This window comes from Pseudomonas fluorescens (assembly GCF_902497775.2).
GTDB classification, from domain to species: Bacteria; Pseudomonadota; Gammaproteobacteria; order Pseudomonadales; family Pseudomonadaceae; genus Aquipseudomonas; species Aquipseudomonas putida_F.
Genome location: NZ_OZ024668.1, coordinates 1,955,742 through 1,982,307 on the forward strand (window position 1 = coordinate 1,955,742; position 26,566 = coordinate 1,982,307).

Below are 26,566 nucleotides of genomic sequence, written 5' to 3' on the forward strand. Positions count from 1 at the left end.
ACAAACCCCTCCAGCGCGCCATCTTGGCCCGCTATGTGCTTTGCCTCACCCATCGATTGCTGATCGATTGGTCAAACCTGCACGTCGCTGCATTCGCTTGAGCGCGTAGGTTGTTTCTTGCAAATGCGTCTGTCGCCGAGTAGGTGCAACGTTTACTGGAACCTGAGGCATGTCGCTCCCCGAAACCCCCGACCTGGTCACCGCTGATGCCGGCTGGCGCGCCGAGCTGAGGTTGCGTTTCGTCCGGGGCGAGACCAGGACCTGTATTGGTGCGCGGCGCCATTTCGGTCCTCTTTTGGTGCAGCGGCCGTTCTACCCCGAGGGTGCGCCGTGCCACGTCTATGTGCTGCACCCGCCAGGTGGCGTGGTCGGTGGCGACAAGCTGCTGCTCGATGTGCACCTGGAGCCGGGCAGCCATGCGCTGCTGACCATGCCCGGGGCGACCAAGTTCTACCGCAGTGGCGGCCCGACCTCGATCCTCAAGCAGCATTTTTACCTGGCCGAACACAGCACTCTCGAATGGTTGCCCCAGGGCAGTATCTGCTTTGCCGGCGCCAGGGTGCGCCTGGAAAACCGTTTTACCCTCGCGCCCGGCGCCCGTCTGCTGGCCTGGGAAACCCTGTGCCTGGGCCGCCCGGTGATGGGCGAGACGTTCAGCCACGGCGCGCTCGACAGCCGCCTGCACATCGAAGTCGCCGATGACCCGGGCCTGCACGAGCGCCTGCGCATCGACGGCGGGCAGTTGGAGAAACTCGCCGGCTTCCCCCTGCAAGCGACCTTTTGTGCCTACCCGGCCAGCCGCGAACTGCTTGACCAGAGCCGCGCCCTGCTTGAAGACCTTGGCGCTCCCGCTGGCGCAACCTTGCTCGGCCAACTGCTGGTGGTGCGCCTGCTCGACCACGACAACCAACGCCTGCAACTCACCCTGCAGCGGCTCTGGCACGCCTTGCGACCCGCCGTGGTCGGCCTGGCGCCATGCCCGCCGCGTATTTGGGCCACTTGAGAGAAGACCATGGAGCTGACCCCGCGAGAGAAAGACAAACTGCTGCTGTTCACCGCCGCGCTGTTGGCCGAGCGGCGCCTGGCCCGTGGCCTGAAGCTCAACTACCCGGAAGCGGTGGCCTTGATCAGCGCCACGGTGATGGAAGGCGCACGGGACGGGCGCACGGTGGCCGAGCTGATGAACCTGGGCCGCGAGGTGCTGCGCCGTGATCAGGTGATGGCCGGGGTCAGCGAGATGATCCCCGATGTGCAGGTCGAAGCGACCTTTCCCGACGGCACCAAGCTGGTCACCGTCCATGACCCGATCGTCTAGGAGCGCAGGATGATTCCCGGAGAAATGCAGGTTGCCGACGGCGACATCGAACTCAATGCCGGCCTCGCGGTGATCAGCGTCACCGTCGCCAACCACGGCGACCGGCCGGTGCAGGTCGGCTCGCACTATCACTTTTATGAAGTGAACAACACCCTGGTGTTCGAGCGCGAACCAACCCTGGGCTTTCGCCTGGATATCGCCGCTGGCACCGCCGTGCGCTTCGAGCCGGGCCAGGCACGTACCGTCAACCTGGTGCCGTATCGCGGCAAGCGCGAGGTCTACGGCTTCCAGGGCAAGGTCATGGGCAAGCTGGGGACGCAGGCATGAGCCGGATTTCGCGCAGGGCCTATGCCGACATGTTCGGCCCGACGGTGGGCGACCGCGTGCGCCTGGCCGACACCGAGCTGTGGGTCGAGGTCGAGAAGGACTTCACGGTCTATGGCGAGGAGGTCAAGTTCGGCGGCGGCAAGGTGATCCGCGACGGCATGGGCCAGGGCCAGATGCTCGCCGCACAGGCGTTGGACCTGGTGCTGACCAACGCGCTGATCATCGACCACTGGGGCATCGTCAAGGCCGATATCGGCATCAAGGACGGGCGCATCGTCGGTGTCGGCAAGGCCGGCAACCCCGATGTGCAACCTGGGGTGACCCTGCCGGTGGGGCCGGGCACCGAAGTGATCGCCGCCGAAGGCAAGATCGTCACCGCCGGCGGCATCGATTCGCACATCCACTTCATCTGCCCGCAGCAGGTGGAAGAAGCGCTGACTTCGGGCATCACCACCTTCATTGGCGGCGGCACGGGGCCTGCTACCGGCACTAACGCCACTACCTGCACCTCCGGGCCCTGGTACCTGGCGCGCATGCTCCAGGCCGCCGACCAGTTGCCGATCAATATCGGCCTGCTGGGCAAGGGCAATGCCTCGCGGCCCGAAGCCCTGCGCGAGCAGATCGAAGCCGGCGCGGTGGGCCTGAAGCTGCATGAAGACTGGGGTTCGACCCCGGCGGCCATCGACTGCTGCCTGAGCGTGGCCGAAGAACATGATGTGCAGGTGGCGATCCATACCGACACCCTCAATGAGTCCGGCTGCATCGAGGACACCCTGGCGGCCATCGGCGATCGCACTATCCATACCTTTCACACCGAAGGCGCCGGCGGTGGCCATGCGCCGGACATCATCCGCGCGGCGGCCTTTGCCAACGTGCTGCCGTCCTCGACCAACCCGACCTTACCCTACACCCAGAACACCGTCGACGAGCACCTGGACATGCTCATGGTCTGCCATCACCTGGACCCGAGCATTGCCGAGGACGTGGCGTTTGCCGAGTCGCGTATCCGCCGCGAAACCATCGCCGCCGAAGACATCCTCCACGACCTGGGCGCGTTCTCCATGACCTCGTCCGACTCCCAGGCCATGGGCCGGGTCGGCGAGGTGGTGCTGCGCACCTGGCAGGTGGCCCACCAGATGAAACTGCGCCGGGGCCCGTTGGCGCCGGATACCGCGCGCAACGACAACTTCCGGGTCAAGCGCTACATCGCCAAATACACCATCAACCCGGCGCTGACCCATGGCATCGCCCATGAAGTGGGTTCGGTGGAGGCCGGCAAGCTGGCTGACCTGGTGCTCTGGGCCCCGGCGTTCTTCGGGGTCAAGCCGGCGCTGGTGATCAAGGGCGGGATGATCGCCATGGCGCCGATGGGCGATATCAACGGCTCGATTCCGACCCCGCAACCGGTGCACTACCGGCCGATGTTCGGCGCCCTCGGTGCCGCGCGCACTGCCACGCGCATGACTTTTCTGTCCCGGGCGGCGATCGACCGTGGCGTGCACCTCCAACTGGGGCTGCACAGCCTGATCGGCGAGGCCCGGGGCTGTCGTACGGTGCGCAAGGGCGACATGGTCCATAACGGCCTGTTGCCGATGATCGAGGTCGATTCGCAAACCTACGAGGTGCGTGCCGACGGCGAGCTGCTGGTGTGCGAACCGGCCACGGTGCTGCCGATGGCCCAGCGATATTTTCTGTTTTAAGGAGCGAGCATGATCCTGTTGACCCGTCGCCTGAGCGACGCCGCCACGGTAAGCGGCACCGTCACCCTCACCGTCGACACGCGGATCAAGAGCCGCGTGCGCGTCACCCTCGACGATGGCCGCGAGGCCGGCCTGATGCTTGAACGCGGCCAGCTGCTGCGCGGTGGCGAACTGCTTGGCGAGGAGCAGGGCGGCGAGGTGATTCGCGTGCTGGCGGCGGCCGAGCAGGTGTCCAGCGTGCGCTGCGCCGATCCGCTGTTGCTGACCCGCGCCGCCTATCACCTGGGCAACCGCCATGTACCGCTGCAGATCGAGGCCGGCCTGGTGCGTTATCAGCACGACCATGTGCTCGACGAGATGGTCCGCGGCCTGGGCCTGGAGGTGACGGTCGAGCAGGCGCCGTTCGAGCCTGAAGCCGGTGCCTACCAGAGTGCACCTCACAGCCACAGCCACAGCGACCACCTGTTCGTGCGCGTCGCTCAGCACTGATTTTTGATAAGGAGATTGCCCGATGAAAAAGCTCATTACCCTCACACTGCTGCTGGTTGCGCTTCCGGCCTTGGCCCACCCCGGCCATGACGCCAACCCGCTGCAGGACGGTTTGCTGCACCCGCTGACCGGCCTCGATCACTTGCTCATGCTGCTTGGCACCGGTGTGCTCGCGGCCCTGACCGGGCGTACCCTGGTGCTGCCATTGCTGACCTTGGGCGCGATGTTCGGCGGCGCGCTGCTGGGCCACCTGTTCGGCGGGGTGATCGGCATGGAACAGATGATCATCGGCTCGCTGCTGGTGGCCGCCGCCGCGCTGCTGTTGCCCAGCCGCCAGCTGTTGCTGGCCCTGGCCATGCCGCTGTTTGCGCTGTTCCACGGTTGGGCCCACGGCGTTGAAGCCAGCCCGGGCGCGTTCTGGGTATTCAGTGCAGGTTTCGTCACCGTCAGTGGCCTGCTGTTGCTGGCAGGCTTTGCCGTCGGTTGCCTGGTGCGTCGGCACCAGGGCTTGCAGAAAGCCTTCGGTGGCGGCCTGTTGGCCGGCGCCGCGCTGGTGCTGGCGGGCTGATGAGTCGCGACCTGAAACTGCTGCGTTTGCTGCAACTGGCCAGCCCGAGCCTGCCGGTGGGTGGTTTCACCTATTCGCAAGGGCTGGAGTGGGCGGTGGAGGCCGGCTGGGTGCAGGGCGCCGAAGGCTTTCGCGCCTGGCAACGCCAGCAGATCGACGACACCCTGTGCCGCCTCGACTGGCCGTTGCTGGCGCGGCTGTACCAGGCCTGCCTGGAGGATGACGCCGAGGCGTTTGCGCGCTGGAGCCGGTTTTTGCTGGCCAACCGCGAAACCGCCGAACTGCGCCTGGAAGAACGCCAGCGCGGCATGGCCCTGACCCGGTTGCTCGACGGCTGGCAACTGGGCCAGGCGCCCGAATGGCGCGCCTCGCTTGAGCTCAGCCAGCTCGGTGGCATGGCCTGGCTGGCGGTGCACTGGGGTATCCCGCTGGCTGATCTGGCCCTCGCGCACGGCTATGCCTGGCTTGAAGGCGCGGTGATGGCCGGGGTCAAGCTGGTGCCGTTCGGCCAGCAAGCGGCGCAGACCCTGCTGCGTGACTTGAGCGTAGCCTTGCCCGCTGTCCTGGCAACTGCCCTGGCCCTTGACGATGACCAGCTCGGCGGCGGCCTGCCGTTGCTGGCGATCGCTTCGGCGCGCCACGAAACCCAATACACCCGATTGTTCCGATCCTGAGGAAACCCCCATGCAAAGCTATCAGCAACCCCTGCGCGTTGGTGTCGGCGGCCCGGTCGGCTCCGGCAAGACCGCGCTGCTCGAAGCGCTGTGCAAGGCCATGCGCGACCATTATGAAATCGCCGTGGTGACCAACGACATCTACACCAAGGAAGACCAGCGCATCCTCACCGAAGCTGGCGCCCTGGCCCCCGAGCGCATCGTCGGGGTGGAAACCGGCGGTTGCCCGCATACCGCGATCCGCGAAGATGCCTCGATGAACCTGGCAGCGGTGGAAGAACTGGCGCGCACGTTCGGCAACCTCGAAGTGATTTTCGTCGAGAGCGGCGGCGACAACCTCAGCGCCACGTTCAGCCCGGAACTGGCCGACCTCACCGTCTACGTGATCGACGTTGCCGAGGGCGAGAAAATTCCGCGCAAGGGCGGGCCGGGCATTACCAAGTCGGATTTTCTGGTGATCAACAAGATCGACCTGGCGCCTTACGTCGGTGCTTCGCTGCAGGTGATGGAAAAGGACACCCAGCGCATGCGCCCGGAACGGCCCTGGACCTTCACCAACCTCAAGACCGGGCAGGGCTTGCAGCGGGTGATCGATTTCATTGTCGAGCGGGGGATGCTCAAGGTGCGGTGATCTTCAAAAGCATCGCGGGTCAAGTCGAGGCGTCGCAGCGCCGCTCCCACAGGATTGCGCGGACATTGGGGGAGCTGGCTTGCCAGCGATTCTGTCCCTGCGGTTTCGAACTTTATTTACGCCCCCAGAACGGCAACAACATCCCCACCCGCCGCTGATACTGCCGATACTGCTCGCCAAACAGCTGGTGCAAATCCTTCTCCTCCAGCAGCGTGCCGATCAGGATGTACAAGGTGCTGACCGTGGCAAACAGCAGATGCCCGACGGTCATGTGCGGCGTCGCCCAGAAGGTCATGACAAACCCCAGGTACAGCGGGTGGCGCACCAGCTGGTACAGCCAGGGTGTCTTGAAGGCGAAGGCTTCTGCGCGGTGCGGGCGAAAAGGGTCCAGGGCCTGCTTGAGGCCGAACAGTTCGAAGTGACTGAGGAGGAAGGTGGCCAGCAGGACGATGATCCAGCCCAGCCAGTAAAGGCCGTTGATCAGCCCCTGGGCAGGTTGGGCCTGGACATCCCACAAGGTTAGCGGGATGGGCTGCCAGAGCAGGAACATCAGGCTCAGCGCCAGGCTGCTGAACAGCACGTAGGTGGCCCTTTCGATTGGCGCCGGTACCCACTGCAACCAGAACCGCTTGAAGCCCTTGCGCGCCATGCCGCTGTGCTGCAGGGCGAACAGGCTGATCAGCAGCACGTCGATCGCCACCGCGAAGTACCACGCGGTCGACGGCCCTGAGTTGATGTCCTTGAGAACCTGCGGGGGGCCGATAAAGCCCACGAAGTACACCAGCACCAGCATGGAAAACAGGTAACAGACCAGGCTATAGAGCAAACCGAGGCATTTGCGCAGCAGGGATGTCTCGTCCATGAGGGGCTCCTTTCAGTCAGCACCTGAACGTCCTGCTCAGGTGGCTGGCAATGGCTGAACCCTTAACCCTAGACCAGTAAAACTGCCGCCAAGCCAAGTGGGGCAATCAGCCGCTGCTCAACTTTGCGCGGCGAGCCTGCTAGAGTCGCCACCCCCAACGACTCGAATCCATGCAGGAGGCAACTTTGATGATGTGCAGTCAGTGCGGCAAGGACCACGCCGATGACCTGGGTGAACTGGCATTCCGGCGTCCGGATGCGTTGTTCGCACTTAGCGCCGAGGAGCGTGAGAGCAAGGTCAGGGAAAGCAACGACTGGTGTGTGATCGCCGGCGAGCGGTTTTTCTTGCGCGCGCTGTTGCCGCTGGCCGTGGCGCAACTGGACGATAGCTACTGCATCGGTATCTGGGTCGAGCTGCAGCCGAGGGATTTCGAGCGGGTTTGCGAGCTCTGGAGCGATGAGCAGCAGGCCGCCGAGCCGCCGTTTGCCGTACGCCTGGCCAACAGCATTGCCAACCTGCCAGAAACCGTCGGGCTTGAAGGCCTGCTGCAATTGAGCGGGCCGACGTCGCGCCCCAGCGTGACCCTGACCGCCAGCAGCCACCCGTTGGCGATGGAACAGGCCAACGGGATTTCCCTGCACCGCGCGCATGAGTACAGCGTGGTATTTGCCTGAAGGGCTCAGGTTTTTGCGTGGCCCTAGATATCAGGTCCATAGTGCACCCCCAGCCACACCGTGGCCTGGCTGCTGTCGGTCCACTCGACCCGATGCCGGCAGTGCGCCGGGATGTCGATAAAATCCCCCGGGCGCAGCACCCGCTCGGCAGGTTCATGCTCCAGCCGCAAGCCGGCAGACCCGGCCAGCAACACCACCCATTCGCCCTGCGCCTGGTTGTACCAGAACCCCGGCGGGCTGGCCTGGCCGTGGGAGACGATGCGCTCGATGCGCAGCCCCGGGCGGGCCAGCAGGGCCTGGAAGTGTTCTTGCACGGCCGGAGCGGGAAGGGGATCAAACAGGTTGTCGAGCATGATGGTCTGGCTCTCGTCTGGTTACACTTTGTGGTTTAAGGTGGGCACCTGCCACTCATGACAGGGATTGATCATGAAACACCCGCTTTTGCAGCCCCTCGTTGTCGCGATGTTGCTGGGCGCTGCCCTGCCTGCGCTGGCGGCATTGCCCAGCGCGCCGTCCTACATCGACGATAGCGCCTACTCGCCGGCGGCCAAGCAGCGCATCCTGCCGCCGATGTTCGCCCAGACCCTGGCCAGCACCCGCTACCTTGCCAAGCCGGACAACCCGCTGATCACCCAGGCTGAGGCCAGCGAATTCCGTCAGACCAGCAACTACGACGAAACCCGCGCCTACATGACCCGCCTGGCCGCCGCCTCCGGGGGCAGCATCGTGCTCAACGACCTGCCGGAGAAAAGCGCCGAAGGCCACCCGATGCTGATGGCCATTGCCTCCCTTGAGGTCGACAAGTCGCCGGCCGGGCTCAACGAGTCGGGCAAGCCGACGATTCTGGTCGAGGCACAGATCCATCCTGGCGAAGCCAATGGCAAGGATGCAATGTTCATGTTGTTGCGCGACATGACAACCGGCGACAAACCGCTGGCGGCGTTGCTGGAGAAGGTCAATATCCTGTTCATTCCCACCGTCAATGTCGACGGTGACCTGCGCCGCAGCGCCTACGGGCGGATCAACCAGAATGGCCCGGATGAAACCGGCTGGCGGGTCAACGGCCTGAACTACAACCTCAACCGCGACTTCACCAAGCTCGACAGCGCCGAGATCCGCAATGTCGCCTGGGTGTTCAACACCTACCAACTGAGCTTTTTTGCCGACACCCACTCCACCGACGGTGCCATGTACCCCTACGACAGCTCCTACTGCCACAACGGCAACGGCTGGTCGCCGGCCAGCAGCGCCTGGATGGACAACGTCATGCGCGCGCCGGTGTACCAGGCGCTGCAAGCCGATGGCCATGTGGTGCATGAGTGCATCAGCCTCAACAGCAACCAGGACCCGAGCCAGGGTTACTACCCGTACCGCAGCGACTATGCGCGTTTTTCCAACCAGTACGGCGACATCCGCAACGTGCCGTCGATACTGATCGAGCAACACGCCTTGCACCCGTACCAGACCCAGGTGCTGGGCAACTACGTGATGCTCAAGAGCATGTTCCAGGTGATCGGCGATCAGGCGGTGTCGCTCAACGAAGCCATCCGCCAGGACCGCGAGCGCCTCGAAGCCCAGGAGCAGGTGACCCTGACCTGGAAGCCAGGCAAGGCCATGAGCACCGCATTTACCGTCGGCGACTACCGCTATGAGCAATCGCCCATCACCGGCGCCAAGACTATCGTCTGGAGCAACACGCCGAAAAAGCTCACGGTGCCAGTGACCGGCAACACCGAGCCCGACCTGGTGGTCAAACGGCCCCGGCAGTACGTGGTGCCGGGGCAATGGCGCGAGGTGATTGCCCGGCTCAAGGCCCATGGCATCCACATGACCACCCTCGACAAGCCGACGCCGATTGCCGTCACGCTGTATCGCATGGACGAGGTGAAAGTGGCCGGCGGCTTCGAGCCCGATCGCACGCAACGCAACCAGATCCCGGGTTACGAAGGGCGCTTGCTGGTCAACGGCGTGGCCAAACCGCTGGAGCGCTTGCAGACCTTCCCGGCCGGCTCGGTGCTGATCGATACCGACCAGCCGTTGGGGGTGCTGGCGGTCAACTTGCTGTACCCCGAGAGCCCCGACTCGTTCTGGGCCTGGGGCTTTTTCAACGCGACCCTGGTGGCGGCTGAAGAGCCGGAGGAGTACGTAATGGAGCCGATGGCGCGCAAGATGCTCGCCGAGAGCCCTGAGCTCAAGGCCGAGTTCGACAAGAAGCTCAAGAGCGACAAGGCCTTTGCCGCCAGCCCCGGCGCACGCCTGCACTGGTTCTATCAACGCACGCCGTTCTATGACGTCAACGCGTTCGTTTACCCGGTGGGCGCGGTGTACTGACCGGGTATCAATCGGTCTGAAATCGGTATTGGTGCTGAGCAAAAACGGTGATCTATAAAGGCGCTGGTCTTCCCGCCTGAGCCTTTATTGCATGAACACCCGCCGCCGATCTCTGTTTGCCGCCAGCATGGCCCACGCTGTGCACGATGGCCTCACCGATGTCATCTATGTATTGCTGCCACTGTGGCAGGCGCAGTTTGCCCTGAGCTTCGCCCAGGTCGGGCTGCTGCGTGGTGCCTATGCCGGGATGATGGCCGGCCTGCAATTGCTCGCCAGCCGCGCGGCAAAACGCTGGGGCCGGGAGCGACTGCTAGTCGGCGGCACCGCCCTGGCCGGGCTGGCCTATCTGGTGGCCGGGCAGGCGGATGGTCTGGGCATGCTGTTGTTCGCGTTACTGCTGGGCGGCCTGGGCGCCAGCACCCAGCACCCCCTGGCATCGTCGTTGGTCACCGACAGCTACGAGGCGGGCGGCGGGGTCAAGGAGGCGCTGGCGCACTACAATTTCGCCGGTGATATCGGCAAGATGCTGGTGCCCGCCGGGGTCGGTTTGCTGCTGGTGGTAACCAGCTGGCAAACCAGCGTCACCGTGTTGGGCATTCTGGGCCTGGCTGCTGCCGCTGTGCTCTGGTGGCTGATTGAGCCGCACACATCAAAGACGGCGCGCCGGCAAAAATCCGTCACTGCCGGTGGCATCGACTCCAGCAGCGGCCTGGCGGCGTTGCTGCTGACCGGCACCCTCGACAGCGCAGTGCGCATGGGGTTTCTGACGTTTCTGCCGTTCTTGCTGCAGGGCAAGGGTGCAGGCTCTGCCGGTATCGGTCTGGCGTTGATGCTGCTGTTCGTCGGCGGCGCCTTCGGCAAGCTGCTGTGCGGCTACCTCGGCGCGCGTATCGGCATGATGAAAACCGTGTGGTGCACCGAGTTGCTGACGGCGCTGCTGATCGTGCTGATGCTGTTTTTGCCGCTGACGCCGATGCTCGTGTTATTACCGCTGCTGGGCCTGGTGCTCAACGGCACCTCGTCGGTGTTGTACGGCGTGGTGCCGGAGCTGGCGGGGGCGGGCAGACGCGATCAGGCCTTCGCCCTGTTCTACACCGGCACTATTGGCGGTGGCGCCCTGGCGCCGGTGGTGTTTGGCGGTGTTGGCGATGCATCCGGCATCCGCGCGGCAGTGATCAGCCTTGCGGCAATCCTGTTGCTGACCCTGCCGCTGTCCTGGTGGATAGAACGGCAACTGCAATCCGGCTTGCCTGGCAAATTTGGATCTACCTATAATGAATGAGATTCATTACCAGATAACTTTGCCCAGGCCGCCTCCATGTCCAGCGCTGACCCTTCGCTGCAACTCGCCGTGCATTCGCTGTATGAGGAGCATCACCCGTGGCTGTGCGGCTGGCTGCGCAAGCGCCTGGGCTGCCGCGAGCATGCCGCGGACCTGGCCCAGGACACCTTCATCCGCGTCCTGACCCTGCGCAAGGCGCCCGAACTGCGTGAGCCACGGGCCTACCTGAGCACCGTGGCGCGCAGCCTGATGATCGACTTGTTCCGCCGCCGCGCACTGGAGCAGGCCTACCTCGAAACCCTCGCCGCACGCCCCGAACTGCTGGACATCTCGCCGCAAACCCGTGCCCTGGTCATTGAGACCCTGATGGAAATCGATGCCATGCTCGACGGTCTGGGCAGCAGAACCCGCGAAATTTTCCTGATGGCCCAGCTCGATGGGCTGAGCTACGTGGAAATCGCCCGACGCCAGAACCTGGCGGTGAACACGGTAAAGAAACACGCCGTGCGCGCACTGACCCATTGCATGCTGCTGGCCGAGGACTGAGCGGTGAACGCCCAGCGCCTGGATCGCGCCACCCTCGAAGCGGCTGCCCACTGGTTTGTCGAACTGCGCTGCGAAGTGCCAGACCCGGCGACGCGGCTTGCCCATCAGCAATGGCTGGCGGGTGATCCGCGCCACCGCCAGGCCTGGGAGCGCTTGCAGCGGGTGCAGGGCACCTTTGCCCAGGTCAGTTCGGGTGTCGCCCGGCCGATGCTGGCCAGTACCCAGGCCAAGCGCCGCGAAGTGCTCAAGGTGCTGTCGTTGCTGCTGGCCGCAGGCGGGGCAGGGACCCTGGCCTGGCACACCACGCCGTTGCCGAGCTTGATGGCCGACCAGCGCACCGGCACCGGCGAGCGACGGCGCGTGCGTCTGCAGGATGGCAGCCTGTTGCACCTGAACACCGCCACGGCGGTGGATATCCGCTACAGCGACTCGCTGCGCGAACTGCGTCTGCACAGCGGCGAGATCCTCATCGAGACGGCAAAAGATACCCAGGCCCGGCCCTTCATCGTGCATACCGATGAAGGCAGCATTCGTGCGCTGGGCACGCGCTTTATCGTCCGTCGCGACGCCGAACGCACCCAGGTGAGCGTGCAGGAGCATGCCGTGGAAGTACGCTGCGGCCGTGATCTGTACCCGCCCGTGCGGGTCGACGCCGGCCAGCAACTGAGCTTTGATCGCGTCACGATCAGCCCGTTGCAAGCGGCCAACCCCGATGCCGATGCCTGGCTGCGTGACTTGCTGGTGGTGCACGACTGGCGCCTGGACGACTTCATCAACGAACTGCAGCGCTACCGGCCCGGGCACCTGGGCTGTGCCCAGGCGGTTGCAGGCCTGCGGATTTCCGGGGCTTTCCAGCTGGGCAACAGCGACCATATCCTCACCAACCTGAGCAGCACCTTGCCGGTGCGCATTCGCCAGTTCAGCCGCTACTGGGTCAGGGTGGAACCGGCCTGAACCGCTGCGGAAAAATATTTTCACAAGGGGGGTGTTGATTCAGATTCTCATTCGACTTGTAGGTAGAGGCGCCTCAGACGCCACCACCACTGCCAACGGGCGAAAGGAAACTGCATGTCCCCTTGTAATCCAGACTCCACCCGCAACCTCCGCGTACTCACCCCTTTGCGCCGTGCCGTCCAGGTCGCGCTGTTCGGCTCGGCCCTGGCAGGGGCCGGCGCCACTTTGTTGGTTGCTGCACCGGCCTGGGCCAACACCCGCGTTGAAAGCCAGTTCGATATTCCCGCAGGTTCCCTTGAGTCGGCGCTGACCCGCTTTGCCGCCAGCGCCGGGGTGACCGTGTCGTTCCAGCCGGCCGATACCCGTGGCCGGCAATCGCCAGGGTTGCATGGCCGTTACAGCGTCGAGGCCGGCTTGCGCCAACTGCTGGCCGGCAGCAACCTGCAACGGGTGCGCCAGGACAGCGGCAGCTACTCGCTGCTGCCAGGTGCGGGCGATGACGCCAGCGTGCAACTGGACGCCACCAGCATCAACGGCAAGGCCGTCGAGTCAGCCTATGGACCGGTCGACGGCTATGTCGCCACCCGCAGTGCCACCGGTACCAAGACCGACACGCCGATCCTGGAAATCCCCCAGGCCGTCAACGTGGTCACCGCCGCCCAGGTAGAAACCCAGGGTGCGCGCAACCTGACCCAGGCCCTGCGCTACACCCCGGGCTTGGGCGTCAACGGCTTCACCGACCGCAATAACATTGCCGACGAGATCACCAGCCGCGGCTTCGCGCCAACCCCGCTGTACCTGGACGGCGCCTACCTGCCGTACGCCGGCAGCCTGGGTGGCGCGCCGCAGATCGACCCCTACACCCTGGAGCGCATCGAAGTGCTCAAGGGCCCGGCGTCGGTGCTGTACGGCCAGAACCAGCCGGGCGGTATCGTCAACATGGTCTCCAAGCGGCCGACCCGCGAGCAGCGCAACCAGGTCAAGTTTGGCCTGGGCAGCTACAGCCGGGTCAACGGCGCCATTGACGTCAGTGGCCCGATGGATGAGGCCGGCACCCTCAGCTACCGCCTGGTGGGCGTAGCGAAAAAGGGCAACGACCAGCTCGACCACACCAACAGCCAGCGCATGCTGCTGGCGCCGAGCCTGACCTGGGCGCCGAACGAAGACACCGCGCTGACCCTGTATGCCCAGATGCAGCGCGATGACGGCCTGGCCGATTACCAGGCCCTGCCGAAAGTCGGCTCGCTCGATCGCGGCCCCAATGGCCAGCGCATCGACCGCGACGCGTTTCTGGGCGACTCCCATTACAACGACTACCGGCGCGACCAGTATGTGCTGGGCTATGACTTCACCCACGCCTTCAGCGACGACCTCAAGTACCGCCAGACCGCGCGCTATATCGACATCCGCGACCGCTACAAGGGCTTCTATCTGCGTGGCTTCGTCAGCGATGCCGACACCGGTGTGATCGACCAGACCCATGCCACCCGCACCAAGCTCGACTGGCGTCAGCACAACACCGCCTACACCATCGATAACAACCTGGAGTTCAAGTTCGACACCGGCCGCCTGCAGCACACCACCCTGGTAGGCCTGGACTATCGCCGCTTCAACCGCAAGTACACTGGCTACAACGCCTATGGCGTGGCCCCGGTCGATCTGTACAACCCGAGCAACTACCCCACCGACGATGTGGTGCCGGAGCTGACCACCAAGTGGGATAACACCATCGGCCAGACCGGCCTGTATGTGCAGGACCAGATCAAGCTTGACCAGTGGATCCTCACCCTCGGCGGCCGCCAGGACTGGGCCAAGGTTGAGAACAAGGACCTGCTGGCGCGGACCATCACCGAACAGAACGATCAGAAGTTCACCGGCCGGGTAGGGCTGACCTATCTCACCGAGTTTGGCCTGGCGCCCTATGTCAGCTACTCGCAGTCGTTCCTGCCGACCCTCGGTACCAGCGCACCGCAGCGGGGCGCCAAGGCCTTCGAGCCGACCGAGGGCGAGCAGTATGAAATCGGCGTCAAGTACCAGCCGTTGGACAAGACCCTGATCACCGCCTCGGTGTTCGAGCTGACCCAGAAGAACGTCAAGACCGGCGACAAGCTCTACCCCGAGTACGAAAGCCAGGACGGCGAAGTGCGCTCGCGCGGTATTGAGCTGGAACTCAAGACCAGCCTCGACAACCTCGACGTGCTGGCGGCGGCCACCTACATCGACTCGTTCTACACCAAGAGCAACTATGGCGATGAGGGCAACCGTTCCGAGGCGCAAGCGCCGGTGTCGGCCACCCTGTGGGCCGATTACCACTTCAGCCAGGCGGCGCTCAATGGCCTGACCGTCGGCGCCGGCGCGCGCTATACCGGGCGCAAACCGGGGGATTCGGCCAACTCCTTCGACGTGCCATCGTTCGTGGTCTACGACACCACCCTGCGCTACGACCTGGGCAAGCTCGACCCGAGCCTGCGCGGGCTGCAGACCAGCCTGAACGTACAGAACCTGTTTGACCGCGAGTATGTCTCGGACTGCAACTACTCCTTTGGTTGCTACTACGGGCAGGAGCGGGTGGCGTCCCTGGAGATGACTTACGACTGCTGATCTGTAGCCCCTGTAGGAGCCGGCCTTGCCGGCGATGGGCCGCTTAGCGGCCCTGGGCCGAGCTGGACGCTATCGCGCCCGCTGTGGCACTGTCGGCGCCACAGATCGGCAGTAAACGGGGTTGGCCAATGCTCAGCAGTACCCGGTTCAATGCATTCAATCGTTGTGTCCTGCAACTGGCCAGCCTTGCCCGCGAGCGTGGCGGCTCGCATTTCATCGCCGAAGGCCTGCAGGCGTTTCGCTCGATCGTGCCGTTTGCCTCGGCCTGGTGGGGCGAGATGTCTGGCGCGGGCGCCAACGCAGCGCCGCAAAGCTGGATGCACGGGCGCATCGACCTGCCGCCAGCTTTTGCCCGTGAATGGAGCGAGGTCGCCGATATCGACTGCTTCGCCCACGCTACCTTGGCCCGGCCCGGGCAGGTGGTGCGCGACAGTGAATTCACCGACCCCAACGAGGCGGTCAATGTCTTTGCTCGCCGTTACGACCTCTACCACCTGATGTGTATCACCTTCGAGCTGCCGCAAAGCGGCCTGAATTTCTACGTCTGCCTGTACCGCGGTGAACACGACACTGCGTTTTGCGAAAGTGAGGATGGGTTGTTCGCGGCCTTCTGCGAGCACCTGCTGCAACTGTGGCGCTTTCAGGTGCAGGACATGATCCGCCTGGGTACCGGCAACGCCGCCAGCGATTTTGCCATCGCTCGCCTCGATGGCAGCCTGCTGTATGTGGGCGCGCGTGTGTGCACGGCGATCGAGCAAGCATTGCCGGGCTGGAGCGGCTCGCTGCTGCCGCCCGAAGTCAGCGCGCAACTGGCCAGGGCACCCTGTGTGATGCGCCTGGGTCGTAGCAGCCTGACCCTCAGCGGCAACGGTGAGCATGTGATCCTGTCGCTGGAAGCGCCACCACCGGGAGTGTTGTTGGCCCCCCGCGAGCGCACCGCAGCCATGCTGTTTGCCGCGGGGCACTCGTACAAGGAAATCGCCCGGATGCTGTCCTTGAGCCCGGCGACCGTGCGCACCTACCTGCGCAATTGCTACGTGCAACTGGGGGTCAAGAGCAAGGTGGAGCTGGGTGTGGCCTTGCGCTTGTCGATGCCGGTGGCGGAAAAAACTGCCTGACCCTCCTCATTTGCAGAGGTCCATTGCCGCGCTGCGCTCTATAGGGTGAATCCCGTCCCTATAACAACAAGAGAGCGCTGCAATGCAACGATTGATTCCCACGCTATTGGTCACTGCGCTGGCCTGTGCTTCGCTGCCGGCCTTGGCTGCTGCGGACCTGGTGCTGTTCAACGGCAAGGTGTTTACCGGCGAACCCGGCCAGGGCCTGGTGCAGGCGGTTGCGGTCAAGGATGGCAAGGTCCTGCAAGTGGGCAGCGACGCGCAGATCCAGGCCCTGGCCGATGCCCACACGCAACGCATCGACCTGGCCGGCAAGGTACTGATGCCCGGCATGATCGACAGCCACAGCCACCCGGTGGTAGCGGCCTTCGACAGCCTCGGCGCCAATTTGGCGGATGAGGTCAAGCCGCTGCCCGAGCTTGAGCAGTGGATCCTCGCCGAGGTTGAACAGGGCCGTGGCAAGGCGGGCGATGTGATCAGCATTGCCGGGGTGAGTTCGGCCTACTGGGACAACAGCCGCGAACTTGGCCAGTTGTTCAACCAGGGCCGCTGGGCCAGCCAGCCGTTGGTGCTCAGTGGCATCGACGGCCATACCGGCTGGGCCAACCAGGCCATGCTCAAGCGTTTGCAGATCGATGCTGCGCTGGTCAAAGGCCTGTCTGAGCAAGACCGCAGCTATGTCGGGCATGAGGCCGACTTCAGCCCCAACGGCTACTTTGCCGAAGCGCGTTGGGACCAGGTACGCAGCCAGATCCCCGCCGCCAGCCAGGAGGTGATGCTCAAGGCCGCGCGCGAGGCGGTCAGGGTCAACAACCAGTACGGCGTTACCGCCTGGATGGATGCCGCAGCCAATGCCGGCAGTGGCGATTCGCTGTTCGATTTCAAGGCCACGGCGAAGACCGTTGGCGTGTTACCGTTGTACCGGGCACTGGCCGAGCGGGGCGAGCTCAATGCCCATGTCGCTGCGTTGATGATCACCAACCCCAAGAGCCGGCCGGCGGACCTTGAGGTGCTGGCCCGGGTCATGAAGCAGTTCGAGGGCGTGCCCAACCTGAGTTTCCCGGGCATCAAGGTGTTCGTCGATGGCGTGCTGGAATATCCCGGGCAGACGGCGGCGGTCATCACCCCGTACAGCAACAGCCACAAGAACGGCCAACTGCTGATCGAGCCGGAGCACTTCGGCGAGCTGGTGGCTGCGGCCGAGCAGCGCAACTGGATCGTGCACATGCACGCGGTCGGCGACCGGGCGGTGCGCGAATCGCTCAACGGCGTGGCCTATGCGCGCACGCTGCAGGGCAAGCCGCTGGCTCACAGCATCAGCCACCTGCAGATGGTCGACCCCAAGGACTTTGCACGCTTCCAGCAACTGGGGGTGATTGCCTCCATGCAACTGCTGTGGGCGACCGCCGAGAACTACACCGTCGAGCTGGTCAAACCCTACGTCAGCGCTCAGGCCTACGCCTACCAATACCCGGCGCACTCGTTGCAGCAGGCCGGTGCGGTGATCGCCGGTGCCAGCGACTGGCCGGTGTCCAGCCCCAATCCGTGGAATGCCATTGCCCAGGCCATGACCCGCAAGGGCCCGCTGGGTGTGCTCAACGCCGAAGAAAGCGTCGATCGCCAGCTAATGTTCCAGGCCTACACCCTCAACGCCGCCAAAGCCCTGCGCCTGGAGCGGCAGATCGGCTCGCTGGCGCCCGGCAAGCAGGCCGACCTGATCGTGCTTGATCGTGATGTGTTCAAGGTCAGCGCCCAGGAGCTGTTCGACACCAAGGTGCTCAAGACCTACTTCGCCGGCAAGCAGGTGTACGCCAGCGAGTCCTGACCGCGCCGTTACCCGCACACTCATAACAACAAGGGTCTGGTATGAACACACGCTTGCTCATTGCTTTCGCCTGCCTGGCGCCGCTGACGGCCCAGGCAATGACACTCAACGATGATTTCAGCCTCGACATGAGCCTTGCCGCCACCAGCGACTACCGCTCCCGCGGTATCTCGCAAAGCCTCGGCGACCCGGCTCTGCAGGCCGGTGCGACGCTGCTGCACAGCACTGGCCTGTACCTGGGCGCCTGGACCTCGACAGTGGATTTCGGCTTCGACTACAAAACCCGTCAGGAGCTCGAGTACTTCGCCGGCTGGTACTGGCAGGCCACCGATGCCATCAGCCTCGACCTTGGCTACCTCAAGTACAGCTACCCCAAGGAAGGCCAGTTCAACATGAGCGAGGTCTACGCCATTGTCGACCTCTATGGGCTCAAGTTGGGCGCCTACTACTCAAGCGATGCGCCGAATGCCTTTGGCAAGGACCAGGACACCTTGTACAGCTATGTTGCCTACAGCTTCGCCTTGCCAGGCGAAGTGGGCCTGGAGTTGCGGGCAGGGCGCAACGATGTCAAAGACCCGGCGTTCTGGTCGGCCAGTGGCGATGAGCGCAATACGTACTATGAGTGGGAGGCCAAGCTCAGTCGCGAGTTCGTCGGCGTCACCTGGGGGCTGAGCTACATCGACACCGACCTGTCGAAGAGCGAATGCACGGGTTGGTATGGCTATGATGACCTGTGCTCGGCGACCGTGGTGGTGAGTGCCAGCAAGGCGTTCTGAACCGGCCTCATCGCGGGCAACCACTGATGTGCTGGCTGCACCGGCGTCATCGCTGGCAAGATGGGCATAGTCCGCTGAATCGAGCCTCCCATGCCCCACCCCAACGATCACACGCCATGGCGGGTTTTCCTGATTTTCCTGCGCTTGGGGCTGACCTCCTTCGGCGGCCCCATCGCCCATCTGGGCTACTTTCGCGACGAGTTCGTCAGGCGTCGCCGCTGGCTGAGCGAGCGCAACTATGCCGATCTTGTGGCGCTTTGCCAGTTCCTCCCGGGGCCGGCCAGCAGCCAGGTCGGCATCGCCCTGGGGTTGTCGCGCGCAGGGTATGCCGGGGCGCTGGCGGCCTGGGCGGGGTTTACCCTGCCTTCGGCATTGGCCCTGATTCTGCTTGGCCTGGGGCTCGCCGGGTACGCCGAGGCTGTTCCCGCCGGCATCCTTCATGGCCTGAAAGTGGTGGCGGTGGCGATCGTCGCCCAGGCGGTCTGGGGCATGGCTCGCAACCTGTGCCCGGATGTGCCACGGATGTTACTGATGGCCGTTGCCACTTGCCTGGTGCTGCTGATGCCCGCAGCCTGGGCGCAGGTAGCGGTAATCGGCGCAGCGGGCATCGCTGGCCTGGTGCTGTTCAAACCGGACAAAAGCGCCGAACACGATCCCTTGCCGATTACCGTCAGCCAGCGCGCAGGCTGCCTCTGGTTGCTGGTGTTCTTTGCCCTGTTAATGGCTTTGCCGCTGCTGGCCGAACTTTCGGCCAGCCCGACCCTGAGCATGATCGATGCCTTCTATCGCACCGGCTCTCTGGTGTTCGGTGGCGGCCACGTAATGCTGCCATTGCTGCAGGCCGAAGTGGTCCCCAACGGTTGGGTCAGCAACGAAACGTTTCTGGCGGGCTATGGCGCCACCCAGGCAGTGCCAGGCCCGTTGTTTACCTTCGCCGCCTTTCTTGGCGCCTCGATGCACGGCCCGCAGTCCGCTTGGCTGGGGGCGGTGCTGTGCCTGCTGGCAATCTTTACCCCGTCGTTTCTGCTGGTGTTCGCTGCGCTGCCGTTCTGGGAGCGCCTGCGCAGCAACCAGCGCATGCAGGCGGCGATGCTGGGCATCAATGCGGCGGTGGTGGGGCTGCTGCTGGCGGCGCTGTATCAGCCGGTGTGGACCAGCGCCATCCTCCAGCCCCTGGACGTTGCCCTGGCGCTGCTGGCCCTGGTGGCGCTGATGTTCTGCAAGCTGCCGCCGTGGTTGGTGGTGATCGGCTGTGGTCTGGGCGGGCAGCTGTTGAGCCTGCGCTATTGAATTGCGGCTTGGGCACCCGGCGCCGCTCAACGCTTACAGAATTTGAAATAGTTTCACGCTGTGAGAAAAGCCTGCTGCAATTGTAGGATCACATCCCCAATTGATTTCAGGTTGATATGACTTCGTTTTCGGAGCCCCCCAGTACCCGGCCGTCCCGGCCATTCTCCCGTCCTTGTGACGTCTCCCGTCCGTTCTCGCACATGAGTGATCGCCCATGGAATGGCTAGCCGACCCCACGGCCTGGCTGGGCCTTGCCACGCTGATTGTGCTGGAACTGGTACTGGGTATCGATAACCTGGTGTTCATCGCCATCCTTGCCGACAAACTGCCGCCCCATCAGCGCGACCGTGCGCGGGTGATCGGCTTGTCGCTGGCGTTGATCATGCGCCTGGGCCTGCTGGCCAGTATCTCGTGGATGGTGACCCTTACCGCGCCGCTGTTCGAGGTGTTCGACAAGAGCTTCTCGGGCCGTGACCTGATCATGCTCTTCGGTGGTGTGTTCCTGTTGTTCAAGGCCACCATGGAGCTGCATGAGCGCCTTGAAGGGCATGTTGCCCAGAACAACGGCAGCCTGCGTCACGCCGCGTTCTGGCCGATTGTCGCGCAGATCGTGGTGCTTGACGCGGTGTTCTCCCTGGACGCGGTAATCACCGCCGTGGGCATGGTCGAGGAGCTGTCGATCATGATGATCGCGGTGATCTTCTCCATCGGCATCATGATCGTTGCCAGCAAACCGTTGACCCGCTTCGTCAACAATCACCCGACAGTGATCATGCTGTGCCTGGGCTTCTTGATGATGATCGGCTTCAGCCTGACCGCCGAGGGCCTGGGCTTTCATATTCCAAAAGGCTATCTGTATGCCGCTATCGGGTTCTCGATCCTCATCGAGCTGTTCAACCAGTTGGCCCGGGCCCGCCGCAAGCGCAGCTTGCAACAACACCGGCCGCTGCGTGAGCGCACTGCCCACGCGGTACTACGCCTGCTGGGTGGGCGCAGGGTGGAGGCTGATGACGTCGGCGAGGAGATTGCCGACCTGGTCGAGGGTGGCGAAGAACAGGTGCTGTTCGACCGCCGTGAGCGGGTGATGATCAGCGGCGTGCTGAACCTTGCAGAGCGGCCGATCAAGACCGTGATGACGGTTCGCGCCAAGGTCGATGCCATCGACCTGGCACAGCCGGCCGAGGCGATTCGTACTGCTCTGATGCATTCGTCCTACTCGCGCCTGCCGTTGATTCGTGAGGGGCGCATCGAAGAACCCTTGGGCTTCGTGCACAAGAAGGAGCTGCTCAAGGAGTTGCTGGCTGGCAATCAGCCGGACCTGGAAAGCCTGGCCCGGGCGCCATTGAACCTGCTGGAGAGTTTCAGCATCCTCAATGCCCTGGAGCAGATGCGCAGCCAGTCGACGCACATTGCCTTCGTGGTCAACGAGTTCGGTGATTTCACCGGGGTGCTGACCATGACCGACATCCTTGAATCCATCGCCGGTGAATTGCCCGATGCCAGTGAAGTGGAAGGGCCGGGCATCGTCGAAGACGAGCAGGGCTTTGTCGTCAGCGGCGCCCTGAACCTTAGCCAGATTCACGCGCGCACCGGTTTTGCCGCCAAGCCCACCGAGGACTACCAGACCCTCGCCGGCCTGGTCATGAGCCTACTTGATCGTTTGCCGATGGTCGGCGACAGCCTGGTGTGGGACCACTGGAAGATGACCGTGGTCGCGGTGGAAGAGCGCCGCGTGCGGGAAGTGCGCCTTACACCGAACGCCGCCGTTGACGCAGCAGGTGCCTGACGCCTTCTGCGATCAACACCAGCACCGCCAGCCAGATCGGCAGGTAGGTCAGCCACTGGTCGGGGCCAATGGTCTCGCCCAGGAGCAGGGCCACGGCCACCAGCAACACAGGTTCGACATAGCTGAGCAGGCCGAACAGGCTGAAGGCCAGCAGGCGGCTGGCCAGCACATAACAGATCAGCGCCAGGGCGCTGATCACCCCAAGCAGCGGAATCAGGCCGTACAGCCCCGGATGTTCGGCCAGGTCCTGGGCTGACAGCGGCCCTTGAATGACGAAGTACAGCGCTGCGGGCAGCAACAGGCACATGTCGGCCCACAAGCCGCCCAGATGGTCGGTAGCGCATTTGCGCCGCAGTACGAAGTACAACGGATAGCCCCCGGCCACCAGCAGGGTTTCCCAGGCAAAGCTGCCGTGCTGGTAAAGCTCATGGCCGACACCGGTGATCGCGCAGGCCACCGCCACTTTCTGCAGCCGCGACAGGCGTTCGCCATAGACCAGCCGACCGGTCAGGACCATGGTCAGCGGCAAGAGAAAATAGCCCAGCGACACTTCCAGGCTGCGCCCGTGCAATGGCGCCCAGAGGAACAGCCAGAGCTGCACGCCCATCAACGATGATGTCCCCAGCAGGCCGAGCACCAGCAAAGGCTTGCGCCGCACCCGCGCGAGCAGGCCAGTGACCAGCGGCCAGTCACGGGTAAACAGCATGAACAGGGTGACGCAGGGCAGGGTCAGGAGCATGCGCCAGCCGAACACCTCCTCGCCATCGAGCGGGGTGAGCAGCGAGGTGTAGTAGTACATCACGGCGAACAGGAACGACGCCGTGACCGATGTAACAATGCCTTTTGACACAAATGCCTCGGTGGGAATGTTGACAGAGCGGGGAACCCGCGATGATCTCAGGGCACAGGCCTAACCGGCAACCTCCGCCACCTGCGGTGCGGCTTCGGCCTGGGCTGCGAGGGCCGCGACAAAGCCCTCGATCGGCATGGGCCGGGCAAACAGGTAACCCTGCTGGAAGTCGACGTTGTGGCGCGCCAGGTAATCCCGCTGGGTTTGGTTTTCCACACCTTCGGCGACGATGCCCAGCTCAAGCTTGGCCGACAGTTCGATGATGCTGTCGAGAATGTGCAGCGACAGGGCGTCGACACCGATCAGGGCGACGAAACTCTGGTCGATCTTCAGGTAATCGACCTTGAACTGGCGCAAATAGCTGAGGCTGGACTGTCCGGTGCCAAAGTCGTCGATGGCGATCATCACCCCCAGTTCGTGGAGTTTGGCGAACAACGTCTGGGTGACCTCGCTGGGGGCGATCAGCTTGCGTTCGGTCAGCTCCAGGGTCAGCAGGACGCGCCCGGGCGGGAAGGCAGCGAGAAAGTCCCGGCAATCGTCGTACAGGGCCAGGTCCTGGCAATGATCGGCGGTGATGTTGATGCCGACATGAAAGCCATCCTCCATCAATGGCGCATGTGGCGCCAGCAACTCGGCGGTGCGGCGCATGAGGATGCGCGTCATCGGCACGATCTGGCCGCTGTGCTCGGCGTAGGGGATGAACAGATCGGGGCGCACCAGGCCTTCGCGCGGGTGCTGCCAGCGCATCAATACTTCGGCGCCGGCCCAGCGATAATCGCCCTTGCGCACCACCGGCTGGAAGTATGGCAAAAATTCGTTGGCCTCCATGGCCCGCTGCAACTCGGCCCGCGACGAGCTGGCGCGGCGCAGCATCCAGCGGCACACGGCGCCGGCAATCACCCCGAGAAACACCAGCAAGCCGAACAGGGCAGGGTACTCGTCGCGCATCACCTGGCCGACCTTGCCCGCTTCATAGCCGCTGTAAATCGAGAACGGGTAGTGGCTGGAGGAGAGCCGCACCGGCGCCACTGCGGCGCAGGGGGCGATCCCTTCGTGCACCAGACCGTCCTTGCCCATCCAGTAACGGCCGACCTGTAGCCGCAACTGGGTGTGCGGGCCGATCAGGCGCAGGGCGGTGAGCAGGTGGTCGCCATCGACGGTGCTGATGGCGCCACGCTCGCCCTCATGGGCCCGATACACCAGCAACGGATGGCCCGGGGTCACTGAGTTGCCGTTCATCAGCCAGAGTTTGCCGTCGACATAGTCGCTGGCGTTGACCGGTTCGCTGTATGGGCCGAACAACGAGCTGCAATACAGCTCGTTGCGGTACACCAGGTTGGTGGAGCGCACGAAGGAGCGGCGGGTGACCTGATCGCGCAAGGCCAGTTTTTCCTCCATGCACGGCAGCCCGGCCAGCGGCAGCAGCGACTTGGCCGCGCCGGAGATGTTGTCGAGGATCAGTTCCACCTGGGCCACCACCTGCTGCGCCGTGGCCTGGCTGCGGGCGTCAAGCTCGCGCTCGGCCTGCAGGTGCATGATCGCCAGGCCGCAGAGCACCGGTACGGCGCCAACCGCCCACGGCAGCAGGGCGCGCAAGGTCCAGCGTCCGGGGCGTTTTACCGTGAGCGGCATGGCGGCTAACCTGTAAGGGCGGGGAATGAAAACGGCTGTGTGCCTAGGATAGCCGTTCGTCAACGCTCGGGCGTCAACTAAAGTGCGGACAAATTGGTTTACGCACTGTAGAATCACGTTACGCATACAATAATAAGGTTCTCCACCTTCGGGGAATCAACCCGCCGAGAATGGGTCCATATGAAGTGTCATGGGTTCAAGCTGATTTATGGTGACTACCTCGCCAGAAGTGTGAGGGGCATCTCTTGCGCGCCACCACGCCTGCTCGACATCTATAGCAATTAACAACCGTTATTTACCCGCTTTGATGATGAGGAAACGAGCATGGCTGATATCTTTGAAAACCCGATGGGCCTGATGGGCTTTGAATTCATCGAGTTCGCATCGCCGACCCCGGGCGCCCTGGAACCGATCTTCCAGATCATGGGTTTCACCAAGGTGGCTTCCCACCGCTCCAAAGACGTGCACCTGTACCGCCAGGGCGGTATCAACCTGATCCTGAACAACGAACCGAAAAGCGTCGCGTCGTACTTCGCCGCCGAGCATGGTCCATCGGTCTGCGGCATGGCCTTCCGTGTGCGTAACGCCCACGAAGCCTATGCCCGCGCTCTGGAACTGGGCGCCCAGCCGGTGGAAATCGAAACCGGCCCGATGGAGCTGCGTCTGCCGGCGATCAAGGGCATTGGCGGCGCGCCGCTGTACCTGATCGACCGTTTCGAGGAAGGCAGCTCGATCTATGACATCGACTTCAACTTCATCGAAGGTGTCGATCGTCATCCGGTCGGTGCGGGCCTGAAGATCATCGATCACCTGACCCACAACGTTTACCGCGGACGCATGGCCTACTGGGCCGGCTTCTACGAGAAGCTGTTCAACTTCCGCGAGATCCGTTACTTCGACATCAAGGGCGAATACACCGGCCTGACCTCCAAGGCCATGACCGCGCCCGATGGCATGATCCGTATCCCGCTGAACGAAGAATCGTCCAAGGGCGCCGGGCAGATCGAAGAGTTCCTGATGCAGTTCAACGGCGAAGGCATCCAGCACGTGGCCTTCCTCTGCGACAACCTGCTCGAGAGCTGGGACGCCCTGAAGAAACTCGGTATGCGCTTCATGACCGCGCCGCCAGACACCTACTACGAAATGCTCGAAGGTCGTCTGCCAGGTCACGGTGAGCCGGTTGGCGAGCTGCAGAGTCGTGGCATCCTGCTCGACGGCTCTTCCGAGGCCGGTGACAAGCGCCTGCTCCTGCAGATTTTCTCGGAAACCCTGATGGGCCCGGTGTTCTTCGAATTCATCCAGCGCAAGGGTGACGATGGCTTCGGTGAAGGTAACTTCAAGGCCTTGTTCGAGTCGATCGAGCGTGACCAGGTTCGTCGCGGTGTGCTGAGCACCGATTGATCCTGGCAGTAACTGAAAAAGGCCATTGAGCGTTTGCTCAATGGCCTTTTTCATGGGCGATCAGAACGTCGGCAAGGAAGGTTTGCGGCGTTGCCTGAACAAGCCCCAGTAAGCCACCGCAGCGGTGAGGATGCCGACCAGCAGCAATGAGGGCGCGGTGGAGGACATGGCCTGGATCAGGATCTTGCGGGTGTGGCCATCGGGGTAACCGGCATGCACGGTGTAGCCGTATTTATCCGAGACCATGCGTTGGTTGTCTTCTTCATGATTTGGCACCTGAGCGGCGGCGCCGCTGCCGCTTGCCCAGACGAATTCGCTGCCGAACTGCAGGGCCAGGACGATGCCATTCTTGAAGCCTTGCAGCTCCGATTGCAGGGTGCGCGCATCGCTGATGGCAACAACGCCCATAGGATAATCCTGCAGGCGATAGTGCAGTACCGGCGTGTTCGGAGTGATTTCGTTGTGCATGTCCAGGCGCAGACGCTGGTTGAAGTAGCTGCCCGGGTCGATTGGCGTATCGAAGGTGCCAAGCAGGGTACTGCAATAGCCTCGGTTTTCCTTGACCAGCACCAGCGAACGCACGCTGGGTTGCTTCAAGGCTTCCTGGCGCAAGGTCGGCAGGACTTTCTCGCAGCGTTGTCCGGCCAGCCCGAGCACGGCAATGCTGCTGCTGTGCATGGCATCAATGACTCGGTCGATGGCATAAATGGCCTCAATGGCGGACACCTCGGCGGTTTCTTCCTGTTTGCGTTCGACCTGCACTGCCAGCACCAGCAGCCCACATGCTACGGGCGCCAGGCCGATCAGCAGGGTTATCAGAAACTCGAGCAGGCTGCGGCCGGCAATGCGGGGTGGAGCCATGATTGCACCTCTATGCTGAACAGGAACCCGACCGTCCTGGCCGGGCGATACTCGTCAGCATAAAGAGTGCGAT

25 protein-coding genes are annotated in these 26,566 nt (G+C 63.7%); 20 read left to right on the top strand and 5 right to left on the bottom strand.

From position 1 onward, the window contains the following. Positions 1 to 169: 169 nt before the first annotated feature. From F8N82_RS08915 to ureG, 8 genes are read left to right on the top strand one after another with little or no spacing between them, the layout of a single operon-like run. A complete protein-coding gene (locus F8N82_RS08915; protein ID WP_038994904.1) occupies positions 170 to 1,003 on the top strand; it encodes an urease accessory protein UreD in 834 nt (277 codons plus the stop codon). Positions 1,004 to 1,012: 9 nt separating this feature from the next. After that, positions 1,013 to 1,315 carry an urease subunit gamma gene (locus F8N82_RS08920; RefSeq protein WP_038994905.1) on the top strand — a complete coding sequence of 101 codons (303 nt, stop codon included), beginning with the start codon at positions 1,013 to 1,015 and terminating at the stop codon, positions 1,313 to 1,315. A gap of 9 nt (positions 1,316 to 1,324) precedes the next feature. Next, a complete protein-coding gene (locus tag F8N82_RS08925; protein ID WP_038994906.1) occupies positions 1,325 to 1,642 on the top strand; it encodes an urease subunit beta in 318 nt (105 codons plus the stop codon). Further along, positions 1,639 to 3,342, top strand: a complete 1,704-nt coding sequence (ureC, locus tag F8N82_RS08930; RefSeq protein WP_038994907.1) for an urease subunit alpha — start codon at positions 1,639 to 1,641, stop codon at positions 3,340 to 3,342. The genes F8N82_RS08925 and ureC overlap by 4 nt, the downstream gene beginning before the upstream one ends. Before the next feature lie 9 nt (positions 3,343 to 3,351). After that, the gene (ureE, locus tag F8N82_RS08935) at positions 3,352 to 3,831 is read left to right on the top strand and encodes an urease accessory protein UreE (RefSeq protein ID WP_038994908.1); all 480 of its coding nucleotides are present in this window, start codon (positions 3,352 to 3,354) and stop codon (positions 3,829 to 3,831) included. 22 nt (positions 3,832 to 3,853) lie between these two features. After that, positions 3,854 to 4,399 (top strand): HupE/UreJ family protein, encoded by a 546-nt coding sequence (locus F8N82_RS08940; RefSeq protein WP_038994909.1) that lies wholly within the window; start codon positions 3,854 to 3,856, stop codon positions 4,397 to 4,399. After that, positions 4,399 to 5,073 (top strand): urease accessory protein UreF, encoded by a 675-nt coding sequence (locus F8N82_RS08945; RefSeq protein WP_038994910.1) that lies wholly within the window; start codon positions 4,399 to 4,401, stop codon positions 5,071 to 5,073. The genes F8N82_RS08940 and F8N82_RS08945 overlap by 1 nt, the downstream gene beginning before the upstream one ends. A gap of 10 nt (positions 5,074 to 5,083) precedes the next feature. Then, positions 5,084 to 5,704 carry an urease accessory protein UreG gene (gene ureG, locus F8N82_RS08950; RefSeq protein WP_038994911.1) on the top strand — a complete coding sequence of 207 codons (621 nt, stop codon included), beginning with the start codon at positions 5,084 to 5,086 and terminating at the stop codon, positions 5,702 to 5,704. A 112-nt stretch (positions 5,705 to 5,816) separates the two neighbouring features. On the opposite strand, the gene mddA is transcribed toward ureG, so the two are convergent. Further along, positions 5,817 to 6,566 (bottom strand): methanethiol S-methyltransferase, encoded by a 750-nt coding sequence (mddA, locus tag F8N82_RS08955; protein ID WP_052251437.1) that lies wholly within the window; start codon positions 6,564 to 6,566, stop codon positions 5,817 to 5,819. A 188-nt stretch (positions 6,567 to 6,754) separates the two neighbouring features. Here mddA and F8N82_RS08960 point away from each other — a divergent pair, with 188 nt between their 5' ends. Then, positions 6,755 to 7,240 (top strand): DUF2199 domain-containing protein, encoded by a 486-nt coding sequence (locus F8N82_RS08960; RefSeq protein ID WP_038994912.1) that lies wholly within the window; start codon positions 6,755 to 6,757, stop codon positions 7,238 to 7,240. 23 nt (positions 7,241 to 7,263) lie between these two features. On the opposite strand, the gene F8N82_RS08965 is transcribed toward F8N82_RS08960, so the two are convergent. After that, positions 7,264 to 7,593: a cupin domain-containing protein gene (locus tag F8N82_RS08965; protein ID WP_038994913.1), complete on the bottom strand. Its 330-nt coding sequence runs from the start codon at positions 7,591 to 7,593 to the stop codon at positions 7,264 to 7,266. 73 nt (positions 7,594 to 7,666) lie between these two features. Here F8N82_RS08965 and F8N82_RS08970 point away from each other — a divergent pair, with 73 nt between their 5' ends. The 10 genes from F8N82_RS08970 to F8N82_RS09015 all read left to right on the top strand — a co-directional run bounded on the left by F8N82_RS08970 (position 7,667) and on the right by F8N82_RS09015 (position 21,749). Beyond that, positions 7,667 to 9,571: a M14 family metallopeptidase gene (locus F8N82_RS08970; RefSeq protein ID WP_038994914.1), complete on the top strand. Its 1,905-nt coding sequence runs from the start codon at positions 7,667 to 7,669 to the stop codon at positions 9,569 to 9,571. A gap of 91 nt (positions 9,572 to 9,662) precedes the next feature. Continuing rightward, positions 9,663 to 10,853 (top strand): MFS transporter, encoded by a 1,191-nt coding sequence (locus F8N82_RS08975; protein ID WP_038994915.1) that lies wholly within the window; start codon positions 9,663 to 9,665, stop codon positions 10,851 to 10,853. A 36-nt stretch (positions 10,854 to 10,889) separates the two neighbouring features. Further along, positions 10,890 to 11,399 carry a sigma-70 family RNA polymerase sigma factor gene (locus tag F8N82_RS08980; RefSeq protein WP_038994917.1) on the top strand — a complete coding sequence of 170 codons (510 nt, stop codon included), beginning with the start codon at positions 10,890 to 10,892 and terminating at the stop codon, positions 11,397 to 11,399. Positions 11,400 to 11,402: 3 nt separating this feature from the next. Continuing rightward, entirely contained in the window at positions 11,403 to 12,353 is a 951-nt protein-coding gene (locus F8N82_RS08985; RefSeq protein WP_052251438.1) for a FecR domain-containing protein, read from the top strand. Positions 12,354 to 12,467: 114 nt separating this feature from the next. Continuing rightward, positions 12,468 to 14,954, top strand: a complete 2,487-nt coding sequence (locus F8N82_RS08990; RefSeq protein WP_038994918.1) for a TonB-dependent siderophore receptor — start codon at positions 12,468 to 12,470, stop codon at positions 14,952 to 14,954. Positions 14,955 to 15,082: 128 nt separating this feature from the next. After that, positions 15,083 to 16,072 carry a helix-turn-helix transcriptional regulator gene (locus tag F8N82_RS08995; RefSeq protein ID WP_038994919.1) on the top strand — a complete coding sequence of 330 codons (990 nt, stop codon included), beginning with the start codon at positions 15,083 to 15,085 and terminating at the stop codon, positions 16,070 to 16,072. An 82-nt stretch (positions 16,073 to 16,154) separates the two neighbouring features. Continuing rightward, positions 16,155 to 17,897, top strand: a complete 1,743-nt coding sequence (locus tag F8N82_RS09000) for an amidohydrolase (RefSeq protein ID WP_038994921.1) — start codon at positions 16,155 to 16,157, stop codon at positions 17,895 to 17,897. A 41-nt stretch (positions 17,898 to 17,938) separates the two neighbouring features. Next, complete coding sequence (locus F8N82_RS09005) at positions 17,939 to 18,673, top strand: TorF family putative porin (protein WP_038994922.1); 735 nt, start codon at positions 17,939 to 17,941, stop codon at positions 18,671 to 18,673. A 90-nt stretch (positions 18,674 to 18,763) separates the two neighbouring features. Beyond that, on the top strand, positions 18,764 to 19,963 hold the full coding sequence (gene chrA, locus F8N82_RS09010) for a chromate efflux transporter (protein WP_038994923.1): 1,200 nt from the start codon (positions 18,764 to 18,766) through the stop codon (positions 19,961 to 19,963). Positions 19,964 to 20,177: 214 nt separating this feature from the next. Beyond that, complete coding sequence (locus F8N82_RS09015) at positions 20,178 to 21,749, top strand: TerC family protein (protein WP_038994924.1); 1,572 nt, start codon at positions 20,178 to 20,180, stop codon at positions 21,747 to 21,749. Here F8N82_RS09015 and rarD read toward each other — a convergent pair. Then, a complete protein-coding gene (rarD, locus tag F8N82_RS09020) occupies positions 21,712 to 22,599 on the bottom strand; it encodes an EamA family transporter RarD (RefSeq protein ID WP_038994925.1) in 888 nt (295 codons plus the stop codon). The two genes, F8N82_RS09015 and rarD, sit on opposite strands and share 38 nt — an antisense overlap. A gap of 60 nt (positions 22,600 to 22,659) precedes the next feature. Then, complete coding sequence (locus F8N82_RS09025) at positions 22,660 to 24,231, bottom strand: EAL domain-containing protein (RefSeq protein ID WP_038994926.1); 1,572 nt, start codon at positions 24,229 to 24,231, stop codon at positions 22,660 to 22,662. Positions 24,232 to 24,555: 324 nt separating this feature from the next. Here F8N82_RS09025 and hppD point away from each other — a divergent pair, with 324 nt between their 5' ends. Next, positions 24,556 to 25,632, top strand: a complete 1,077-nt coding sequence (hppD, locus tag F8N82_RS09030; protein ID WP_038994927.1) for a 4-hydroxyphenylpyruvate dioxygenase — start codon at positions 24,556 to 24,558, stop codon at positions 25,630 to 25,632. Positions 25,633 to 25,692: 60 nt separating this feature from the next. Here the strand turns inward: hppD and F8N82_RS09035 are convergent, their stop codons facing one another. Then, on the bottom strand, positions 25,693 to 26,493 hold the full coding sequence (locus F8N82_RS09035; protein ID WP_150776897.1) for a CSS-motif domain-containing protein: 801 nt from the start codon (positions 26,491 to 26,493) through the stop codon (positions 25,693 to 25,695). Positions 26,494 to 26,566: the final 73 nt, after the last annotated feature.

What these genes read in the sequence shown, in the direction of transcription:
- F8N82_RS08915 (WP_038994904.1), top strand. Translation starts at nt 170, where the DNA reads ATGTCGCTCCCCGAAACCCCCGACCTGGTCACCGCTGATGCCGGCTGG.
- F8N82_RS08920 (WP_038994905.1), top strand. Translation starts at nt 1,013, where the DNA reads ATGGAGCTGACCCCGCGAGAGAAAGACAAACTGCTGCTGTTCACCGCC.
- F8N82_RS08925 (WP_038994906.1), top strand. Translation starts at nt 1,325, where the DNA reads ATGATTCCCGGAGAAATGCAGGTTGCCGACGGCGACATCGAACTCAAT.
- ureC (WP_038994907.1), top strand. Translation starts at nt 1,639, where the DNA reads ATGAGCCGGATTTCGCGCAGGGCCTATGCCGACATGTTCGGCCCGACG.
- ureE (WP_038994908.1), top strand. Translation starts at nt 3,352, where the DNA reads ATGATCCTGTTGACCCGTCGCCTGAGCGACGCCGCCACGGTAAGCGGC.
- F8N82_RS08940 (WP_038994909.1), top strand. Translation starts at nt 3,854, where the DNA reads ATGAAAAAGCTCATTACCCTCACACTGCTGCTGGTTGCGCTTCCGGCC.
- F8N82_RS08945 (WP_038994910.1), top strand. Translation starts at nt 4,399, where the DNA reads ATGAGTCGCGACCTGAAACTGCTGCGTTTGCTGCAACTGGCCAGCCCG.
- ureG (WP_038994911.1), top strand. Translation starts at nt 5,084, where the DNA reads ATGCAAAGCTATCAGCAACCCCTGCGCGTTGGTGTCGGCGGCCCGGTC.
- mddA (WP_052251437.1), bottom strand. Translation starts at nt 6,566, where the DNA reads ATGGACGAGACATCCCTGCTGCGCAAATGCCTCGGTTTGCTCTATAGC.
- F8N82_RS08960 (WP_038994912.1), top strand. Translation starts at nt 6,755, where the DNA reads ATGATGTGCAGTCAGTGCGGCAAGGACCACGCCGATGACCTGGGTGAA.
- F8N82_RS08965 (WP_038994913.1), bottom strand. Translation starts at nt 7,593, where the DNA reads ATGCTCGACAACCTGTTTGATCCCCTTCCCGCTCCGGCCGTGCAAGAA.
- F8N82_RS08970 (WP_038994914.1), top strand. Translation starts at nt 7,667, where the DNA reads ATGAAACACCCGCTTTTGCAGCCCCTCGTTGTCGCGATGTTGCTGGGC.
- F8N82_RS08975 (WP_038994915.1), top strand. Translation starts at nt 9,663, where the DNA reads ATGAACACCCGCCGCCGATCTCTGTTTGCCGCCAGCATGGCCCACGCT.
- F8N82_RS08980 (WP_038994917.1), top strand. Translation starts at nt 10,890, where the DNA reads ATGTCCAGCGCTGACCCTTCGCTGCAACTCGCCGTGCATTCGCTGTAT.
- F8N82_RS08990 (WP_038994918.1), top strand. Translation starts at nt 12,468, where the DNA reads ATGTCCCCTTGTAATCCAGACTCCACCCGCAACCTCCGCGTACTCACC.
- F8N82_RS08995 (WP_038994919.1), top strand. Translation starts at nt 15,083, where the DNA reads ATGCTCAGCAGTACCCGGTTCAATGCATTCAATCGTTGTGTCCTGCAA.
- F8N82_RS09000 (WP_038994921.1), top strand. Translation starts at nt 16,155, where the DNA reads ATGCAACGATTGATTCCCACGCTATTGGTCACTGCGCTGGCCTGTGCT.
- F8N82_RS09005 (WP_038994922.1), top strand. Translation starts at nt 17,939, where the DNA reads ATGAACACACGCTTGCTCATTGCTTTCGCCTGCCTGGCGCCGCTGACG.
- chrA (WP_038994923.1), top strand. Translation starts at nt 18,764, where the DNA reads ATGCCCCACCCCAACGATCACACGCCATGGCGGGTTTTCCTGATTTTC.
- F8N82_RS09015 (WP_038994924.1), top strand. Translation starts at nt 20,178, where the DNA reads ATGGAATGGCTAGCCGACCCCACGGCCTGGCTGGGCCTTGCCACGCTG.
- F8N82_RS09025 (WP_038994926.1), bottom strand. Translation starts at nt 24,231, where the DNA reads ATGCCGCTCACGGTAAAACGCCCCGGACGCTGGACCTTGCGCGCCCTG.
- hppD (WP_038994927.1), top strand. Translation starts at nt 24,556, where the DNA reads ATGGCTGATATCTTTGAAAACCCGATGGGCCTGATGGGCTTTGAATTC.
- F8N82_RS09035 (WP_150776897.1), bottom strand. Translation starts at nt 26,493, where the DNA reads ATGGCTCCACCCCGCATTGCCGGCCGCAGCCTGCTCGAGTTTCTGATA.